Source organism: Streptomyces africanus, assembly GCF_002150735.1.
Lineage (GTDB): Bacteria > Actinomycetota > Actinomycetes > Streptomycetales > Streptomycetaceae > Streptomyces > Streptomyces africanus.
Window position 1 is genome coordinate 1 of the sequence record NZ_MUKA01000292.1, and the last position, 7,843, is coordinate 7,843.

Consider the following 7,843-nt stretch of genomic DNA (forward strand, 5'->3'; position numbering starts at 1 on the left):
CGACGCCTCCGGCCGGCGTGCCGCAGATGCCGCGCACGCCGGCCGGAGGCGTCGACGAACACGGGAAGACCCGGATCACCCGGCGATGCCTGACCCGTTTGTCCTCTCTTGGCACGGTAAAGCACCATACGGCTCAGCGTACGCCGCCGCCGGGCGGGCCAGCACGGAATCTTCCGATCAGAAGAAGGGCGCTTCCCGCTCCCTCCCCGGTCAGGTACATGGCCAGGTACACATGATGATCCGGAGGCGCCCGGCGAGCACCGGGCGCCCCCGTCACACCGGCGTCAGGTCGCCGTGCACGTCACACGCGGCACAGCCCCGCCCCCGGGAGCACCTCCGAGGCCGAAGCTCGCCGAACCCCCCACCGGCACGCTTGCGTTGTGCGCGGCGTTCACCGCCGTCACGCCCGTCCCGCTCTGCGTGTACGACGCGTTCCACATGCTGGTGATCTTCTCCGCACCGCTCCACGCCCACGTGACCTTCCAGGACTTCAGCGGCGCAGTGCCCGTGTTGGTCACCTTCACCTCGGCGTTGAAGCCGCCGCCCCAGTCGCTGCTCACCGCGTAGGCGGCGGTGCAGGCAGCCGTGCCGCCGGGTTCGCCCGGCCCGCCGGGATCCGGCCCGGAACCGCCGCCCTCGAACCCCGGCGCCTTGATCGCCTTGAGGTACCCGTCCTTCGCGGTGTCCACCGTCTGCCAGTCGTCCTTCAGGATCCCTCCCGTGTCCCCGGAGTTGGGGTTCCAGGACCAGAACGTCCAGTGGAAGCTGTCGGCGCCGTTCGCCGACGTCGACCGCAGGTACGTCACCAGCGCGGACAGCCACTTCTGGTCCACCGCCGGCTGGAGCGTCGTACCGAACTCGCCGAGCCACACCGGCGCGATGTTCTGCTTGAAGATGTAGCCCCAGTACTTGTCCCAGATCCCCGGCATGTTGGCCGGGAAGGACGGGTCGCTGAACCACGACTGCTGGGCCACCGACGTGGCGTAGTCGTGGGCCGAGTACACCAGCCGGTTCGGGACGTCCAGCTGCACCGGGTGCTCGGCGACGCCCATGAGGTTGCCGCCCCACCAGCCGTTCGTGCCGTTGTACGACTGCACGCCCTCGACCATGATCAGCAGCTCGGGGTTGACCGACAGCACCGCGTTGCCCGCGCGCTGGGCGGCCAGCCGCCAGTCCCGGGCCGTGTCGCCACAGCCCCAGCAGGCGGGGTCGTGGGGCTCGTTGTGCAGGTCGATGCCGACGACGGTGGGGTTGCCCTGGTAGCGCGCCGCGAGGGACTTGAGATTGGCGATCCAGGTCGACTCGGGGACCGACGCCGTGTACCAGAGCGCCGACTGGCCCGCCGCGTCCGGGCGGTGCCGGTCCAGGACGATCTTGAGTCCGGCCTGCCCGGCGTACGCCACGATCCGGTCCAGGACCTGCAAGGAGGTCAGCCCCCGCAGGTCGGTGTTCTTGCCGTCGTGGTTGATGCTCTCGGGCATGGTGCCGGGCTTGAGGATGTCGTCGCTGTAGGGCATCCGGATGGTGTTGTAGCCCAGCGACTTCATCTGGTCGATCATGCTCTTGTAGTCGCGGGCCCACAGACCGTGGACGACGTGGATGTCGGTCTCGAAGCCGAACCAGTTGATGCCGGCGATACGGACCGGCTGCCCGGACGCGTCCAGGATCTGCCGTCCGCTGGTGTGCCAGTAGCCGGCGCCGGCCTGCGCACCGACATCGGCGTCCGCCTGTGCTGACTGGGTACCGGCCAGGGGTAACAGGAGCGCCGCGGCGACGCACAGCGCTCTTCGCAGAGTGCGGAACATGGCTGCTTCCTCTCGGGGGAGGCGCGGCCCCGGAACTCTCATGGGAGCGCTCCCATATACGCCGCGCACCTCCCAGGAAACTGACGCACCATGGGCACGTCAACCCTCCGGGAGGTGCGGGTTCCGCTCGCTAGCGGCTCAGTTTCCGGAACCGCCGTACCGCGAGCGGCAGGAAGATCAGCGTGAGGATCACCGGCCACACCCCGGCCATCAGCAGCGCGTGCTGCTCGACCCAGGTGTCGCCGCCGACCGGCGTGCCGAACAGCTCGCGGGTCGCCGCCGCCGTGGAGGAGATCGGGTTCCAGACCGCCACCCAGCCCAGCCAGCCGGGCATGAGCTGCGGCGCGACGAAGATGCTGGAGATCATCGTCAGCGGGAAGGCGACCGCGAACAGGCCGCCCGCCGCCTCCGGGTTGGGCACGAGCAGGCCGAGCCACACCCCGATCCAGATCAGCGCGAACCGCAGCCACAGCAGCAGCCCGAACGCGGCCAGGAAGCCGAGGCCCCCGTCCGGCCGCCAGCCCATGGCGAGCGCGGTGAGCATCATGATCGCCAACTCGGCGCAGGCGACGAGCAGATCGGTGACACCGCGTCCGGCGACCACGGCGGAGGACGCCATCGGCATGGAGCGGAAGCGGTCGATGACGCCCTTGGTGGAGTCGTAGACCACGACGGTCGCCGTGTTGATGAAGCCGAACGCCATGGTCATCGCGAACATGCCCGGCATCAGGTAGTCCTTGTAGTCCCCGCCGCCCGGCACCTTCATGGCGCTGCCGAAGACATAGCCGTAGAGCAGCACGGAGAGGATCGGGAAGCCCAGTTGCCAGGCGATGTTCACGGGCTGGCGCTGGTAGTGGGTCAGGCCGCGGCGGACGACGTTCCAGCAGTCGGCGAGCAGCCAGTAGGTGCGCCCGCGCGCGCCGGGCGGGCTCAGGTCGACGGCGCTCACGCCGCGGCTCCTTCCTCGGTCCGGTGTCCGGTCAGGCGCAGGAACACGTCGTCGAGGCTCGGCCTGCGCAGCCCGATGTCCTGGACGCGGGCGCCCTCGTCCTGGAGGGTCCGCGCCACTTCGGTGAGCGCCGTGACCCGGTCGGTGACCGGGGCGTGCACCCGCAACTCGGCCTCGTCCGCCTCGGGTTCGCCGTCCGCGACCCGGGCGACCACCTTCACCACCCGCGGGATCTCGGCCCGCTCGGCGACGACGACCTCGATACGGTCGCCGCCGACCAGGTTCTTCAGCCCGTCCGGGGTGTCGTCGGCGATGGCCCGCCCCTGGTCGATGACGGTGATGCGGGAGGCGAGCCGGTCGGCCTCCTCCAGGTACTGCGTGGTGAGCAGCACGGTCGTGCCGCCCGCCACCAACGCCCGTACGGAATCCCAGACTTCCCCGCGGCTGCGGGGGTCGAGACCGGTCGTCGGCTCGTCGAGGAAGAGGACGGCCGGGGCGAGGATCATCGACGCGGCGAGGTCGAGGCGGCGCCGCATGCCGCCGCTGTACTTGCCGACGCCCCGGTCGGCGGCGTCGGCCAGGTCGAACTGTTCCAGCAGTTCGGCCGCCCGGAGCCCGGCCCGCCTGCCGCCCAGGTGGAACAGCCGGCCGAACATCTCCAGGTTCTGGCGGCCGGTGAGCACCTCGTCCACCGCCGCGTACTGCCCGGTGAGCCCGATCCGGGCCCGCACCTCGCGCGGCTGCCGGGCCACGTCCAGCCCGGCGACCGTCGCCCTGCCCCCGTCCAGCCGGATCAGCGTGGACAGGATGCGGACGGCGGTGGTCTTGCCCGCCCCGTTCGGCCCGAGCAGGCCGTGCACCGTGCCCTCGCGTACGGCCAGGTCGAAGCCGTCCAGGGCGCGTTTCTCGCCGTACCGCTTCTCCAGCGTCTCGGCCCGCACCGCGTACCCGTCCATACCGCCCCTCCCCTGTGCTCGTGCCCTGCTCCGGGCCTAACTGGGTACAGCGTACCCGATTACGCGTACGCCGTACCCAGTTTTTTGCGGGGGACCTTAAGCTGGGCTCCATGGAAAGCGGCACGAGCGGTACGGGCAGGACGGGCGGTACCGGCCAAGCGGTCGGTACGGAGACCAGCGGCAGCGGCGATATCGCGCGCACCCTCGAACTGCTGTGGGACACCGGCCGGCGTCCCAGCCGCGGCCCCAAGCCGACCCTGACCCTGGACCGGATCGTGGAAGCGGCCGTCCAGGTCGCGGACACGGAGGGTCTCGAGGGGCTCTCCATGCGCCGGGTCGCCGCCGAACTCGGCACCGGCACCATGTCGCTCTACCGGTACGTCCCCGGCAAGGGCGAGCTGCTCGACCTGATGCTGGACCGGGTCCAGCGCCCCTCCGAGAATCCGGCGGACCTGGGCGACGGCGGCTGGCGAGCCGCCCTGGAGGCCATGGCCCGCTCGACGCTCGCCCTCTACCGCCGCCACCCCTGGCTGCTCCAGGTCAACCAGTCCCGCCCGATCCTCGGCCCGAGCGCCCTGGACGGCATGGAGAAGGTCCTCACCCGGATCCGCCCGATGGGGCTGACCGACCCCGAACTGGTCTCCGCGATCATCATGATCGACGGGTACGTCGTCGGGGCCGCGCGCACACAGCTCTACCAGCAGGAGGCGGAGCGCCGGACGGGCCTGACGGACACGGAGTTCTGGCAGGCGCAGGTGCCGGTGCTGGAGAAGGTCCTGGCCTCGGGCCGCTACCCGGTGATGGCGTCACTCTCCGAGGACACGTTCGGGCCGGACTTCGACCACTTCGGGTTCGGACTCCAGCGCATCCTGGACGGGCTGGAAGTACTGGTAGCGCAACGCCGAGGCAAGCCGGCCGCCCCATAAGCCGCCGCCGTCTCCGGCTCCGGCTGCTACCTGCGCCGCCTCAGCCCACGCAGCCCGAGCAGGGCGACACAGGCCACGGCCACCGCGATGGCGCCGGTCTTGAGATCGCCGCTCAGCCCGTCCCCGCTGCCACCGCCGCCGCGCGCGGACGGACTCCCTCCCCCGGACGACGATCCGGAGCCACCGGGCGCGTCCTGCCCCTCCACCGAGCTGTCGGCCCCCTCGGCGCCGTACATGAGCCTCGTCCCGTCGGCGGTGTAGGTGACGGACTCCCCCTGCCCGAGGAACGGCACGCCGAGCCGCTGCTTCCGCTTTATCTTCCCGCCGTTCCAGTCGTACGCGATCGCGCCGAAGTAGCTGCGTACGACGAGGTGTTGGCCGTCCGGGGAGAGCGTGGCGTCGGTGGCCTCCAGGTCGGGCACGGCCGCGACGGGCCGGAAGACGTTCGCGCCCGAGGCGGAGAGCTCGGCGGGACCCTCGTACAGGTGCCCGCCCTTCTCGTTCTTGTCGACGATGTAGACGCGGCCGGTCTTCGGGTGCACGACGAGGGACTCGGCGTCGCGGGCCCCGTCGGAGTACTTCACGACGTACTGCGTGGCCCGGATCGTCTGGTCCTTCAGCGTCTTCGGCTCGGGCAGCTCGTAGATCCACACATGGGGCCAGCTGCCGCCGAGGTTGTCGCCGATGTCGCCGACGTAGATCCGGTTGCCCGGGCCGATGGAGATGGCCTCGACGTCCCGGGGCGTGCCGACACCGGTGAGGGTGAGGCGGGCGACGGTCTCGCCCGTCCTGCTGTCGACGGCGTAGATGTAGGGACCGTCGTCGCTGTCGTTGTGCGTCCAGTAGATACCCGGGTGGAGCCGGGAGGCGGCCAGACCGCTGGACTCGGTGATGCGCGGGTCCTTGATCGTGAAGTCCTCGTCACCGCCGGCGGCGGAGGCGGGCACGGCGAAGGCGCCCACGACAAGGGCCGCGGCGATGATGGCGAACGGTCGGCGCATGCCCCAAGCCTGCCATCCCGCTGCGCGGCTCATGGGGGGAACGGATCACGGGGAGACCAGGCTGGGGTTCCGGTGCTCAGAAGGGCACAGCCTGACCGGCCTCGCGCAGCTTGAGCAGTGCTCTGCCCATGCATTCCGCGGCCGAGGCTCCGTCGGCTCTCAGCCCCTCGGACAGCGGTCCCCCGCCAGCGGCGAAGGTCCACGCCGGCAGGCCTTCCCGCATCCGCTCCGCATCGACCCGGATCATCGCCCCAATGCCCTGCTCACCGAGCCATTCCAGAATGAGCAGCGTCGCGTCTTCGACGCCATGGTCCGGATCCGGCTTGGACCACCGCCCTTTTCCTCTGGTCACGACGGAACCTTACGGTCAGGCTCCCTCGGGAGTGATCAGGCAGAAGGGATGGCCGACGGGGTCCTCGTAGACGCGGTAACCGATCGGCTTGTCCGAACCATCCAGCAGCCTCGCACCGAGGGCAAGCACTTGGGCCTCAGCCGTATCGAGGTTCGCGACCATCACGTCGATGTGCATGTGCTGAGGCCGCGCGGAATCCGTCCACCGCGGCGCGCGATAGTCGTCCACCCGCTGGAAGGCGACCACCGGGGTGCCCGCCGCGTTCTGGAGCACGACGAAGTCGCCGGTGTCCGCCTGCCGTGAGAGCGACAGCAGCTTCTCGTAGAAACCGGCGAGCTCATCCGGGTCGGGGCAGTCGATGACAACGGTGTACAGGTGTCCGATCATCCAGCTCACTCTGCCATTGGCCTGCGGGCGGGCTGAGACACCCCGAGGTCATGGCGCATAGCGGTTCTCATGGTTCGGAGCATCTCCCAGATCTCGTACTGGGCCCGGGCCGCGGCCTCCATGGTTTCGCCTGGTCCGGGGGCACCGCGTTCGAGGCGCTTGATCTGGCCGTAGACGTTGTTCAGGGCTTGGTTGACGACACTCGCTCGCCTGAGTACTTCTTCGGGGGCGATCATCTGTGCTTCGGAGTACCGATCGCGGTGCGCGTTCTTCGCCTCCTCGAGTGCGTGGCTGTCGGCCTCCTCCACGCCGCGTTCCCGCATGACGTGCAGGTGGCGGTTGAGTGCGGTGGTGAACTGCCGGGCATCTCGGTTGAGTTCCACATAGCAGGTGCGTCGCAGCGAACGGTTCTCGCGGACCTCCTCATGATCTCGAACAAGCTCCATCTCCAGGCGCTTCGCTCGTTCGGACCCGCGCTGGGTGAGCAGTGCCCCTCCCAGGGTTCCTGCGACACCTGCCACAGCGATGATCACTGAGCTGAGATCCACCGACATGCCCCGTGAAATTCTTCGGCCTCGTGCCCGCTGCACATGGCCCAGGCCCTCAAGTCTGCCGCGGCGCCGGAGATCGGCGCGTGGCCCGACTCACACCCCGTCCGGCGTTCTGATCGTTCATGATGAGCGGATGCTCAGGTTCATGCCCGTCGGTGACTCCATGACGATCGGGAGCGCGGGCGAACACACGTGGCGCTACCGGATGTGGCAGCACCTGTGCCGTTCCTACGGCGGCCCCTTCACCCTCGTCGGCCCGCGCGAGACGCTGCACGACAAGCTCGCCGACGCCCCGACGTCGTACGCGTACGCCGATCCGGACTTCCCGCGCGCCCACCTGGCCGGCTGGGGCGAGGGGTGGCTGCACATGGCGCCGCTGATCGGCGAGGCGGTGCGGTCGTGCCGCGCGGACGTCCTCCTGGTCTCCCTCGGGCTGATCGACCTGGGCTTCTACACGAACGCCGAGCAGACCGCCGAGAACGTCCGGGCCTTCGCCGCCGAGGCCCGCGCGGCGAACCGGCGGGTGCGGATGGTGTGGCTGCCGGTGACCCCGAACGTGCGGGCCCAGTCCGACCCGGCCTTCGCCGCCGAGGTCGCCCGCTTCAACGAGCTGCTGGCGAAGACGGCCGCCGACCTCGACGAGTCCGGCTCGCCGGTCCTCCTGGCCTCGACCCCGCCGTCGTACGACATCGACACCGACACCTACGACGGCACCCACCCCAACGACAGCGGCGAGCACAAGATCGCGGCGGCCTTCGCCGAGGCGATGTACCAGGCCTGGGACCTGGGCGAGCCCTACGAGGGGTGACTCTCGGTGATCATCCGGGTCAGGAACTCCGCGCAGGGCCCGGGCCGTCTACCTGGGAGAGGAGACGGAGCGCTGGGACGACCTGGCGCCCGGGCCCTGCGCGGAGTT

General features: G+C 70.1%; 9 protein-coding genes. 2 read left to right on the top strand and 7 right to left on the bottom strand.

Annotated features, from left to right (window positions below):
- Positions 1–284: 284 nt before the first annotated feature.
- From CCL05_RS31780 to CCL05_RS31790, 3 genes are all read right to left on the bottom strand, one after another.
- A complete protein-coding gene (locus CCL05_RS31780) occupies positions 285–1,805 on the bottom strand; it encodes a cellulase family glycosylhydrolase (RefSeq protein ID WP_086564133.1) in 1,521 nt (506 codons plus the stop codon).
- 130 nt (positions 1,806–1,935) lie between these two features.
- Positions 1,936–2,754, bottom strand: a complete 819-nt coding sequence (locus CCL05_RS31785; RefSeq protein WP_086564134.1) for an ABC transporter permease — start codon at positions 2,752–2,754, stop codon at positions 1,936–1,938.
- Positions 2,751–3,710, bottom strand: coding sequence for an ATP-binding cassette domain-containing protein (locus CCL05_RS31790; RefSeq protein ID WP_086564135.1), 960 nt, complete (start codon positions 3,708–3,710; stop codon positions 2,751–2,753). Before CCL05_RS31790 ends, CCL05_RS31785 begins: the two co-directional genes overlap by 4 nt.
- Before the next feature lie 110 nt (positions 3,711–3,820).
- On the opposite strand from CCL05_RS31790, the gene CCL05_RS31795 reads away from it, so the two are divergent.
- The gene (locus CCL05_RS31795) at positions 3,821–4,636 is read left to right on the top strand and encodes a TetR/AcrR family transcriptional regulator (protein WP_086564136.1); all 816 of its coding nucleotides are present in this window, start codon (positions 3,821–3,823) and stop codon (positions 4,634–4,636) included.
- Between the two features lie 26 nt (positions 4,637–4,662).
- Here CCL05_RS31795 and CCL05_RS31800 read toward each other — a convergent pair whose 3' ends face one another.
- From CCL05_RS31800 to CCL05_RS31815, 4 genes are all read right to left on the bottom strand, one after another.
- Positions 4,663–5,637: a hypothetical protein gene (locus tag CCL05_RS31800; RefSeq protein WP_086564137.1), complete on the bottom strand. Its 975-nt coding sequence runs from the start codon at positions 5,635–5,637 to the stop codon at positions 4,663–4,665.
- A gap of 76 nt (positions 5,638–5,713) precedes the next feature.
- Entirely contained in the window at positions 5,714–5,989 is a 276-nt protein-coding gene (locus CCL05_RS44955) for a hypothetical protein (protein WP_158102513.1), read from the bottom strand.
- Between the two features lie 15 nt (positions 5,990–6,004).
- Positions 6,005–6,376, bottom strand: a complete 372-nt coding sequence (locus CCL05_RS31810; protein WP_086564139.1) for a VOC family protein — start codon at positions 6,374–6,376, stop codon at positions 6,005–6,007.
- A 5-nt stretch (positions 6,377–6,381) separates the two neighbouring features.
- Positions 6,382–6,930, bottom strand: a complete 549-nt coding sequence (locus CCL05_RS31815; RefSeq protein WP_086564140.1) for a hypothetical protein — start codon at positions 6,928–6,930, stop codon at positions 6,382–6,384.
- 130 nt (positions 6,931–7,060) lie between these two features.
- Here CCL05_RS31815 and CCL05_RS31820 point away from each other — a divergent pair, with 130 nt between their 5' ends.
- Positions 7,061–7,735, top strand: a complete 675-nt coding sequence (locus CCL05_RS31820) for a GDSL-type esterase/lipase family protein (protein WP_086564141.1) — start codon at positions 7,061–7,063, stop codon at positions 7,733–7,735.
- Positions 7,736–7,843 lie beyond the last annotated feature (108 nt).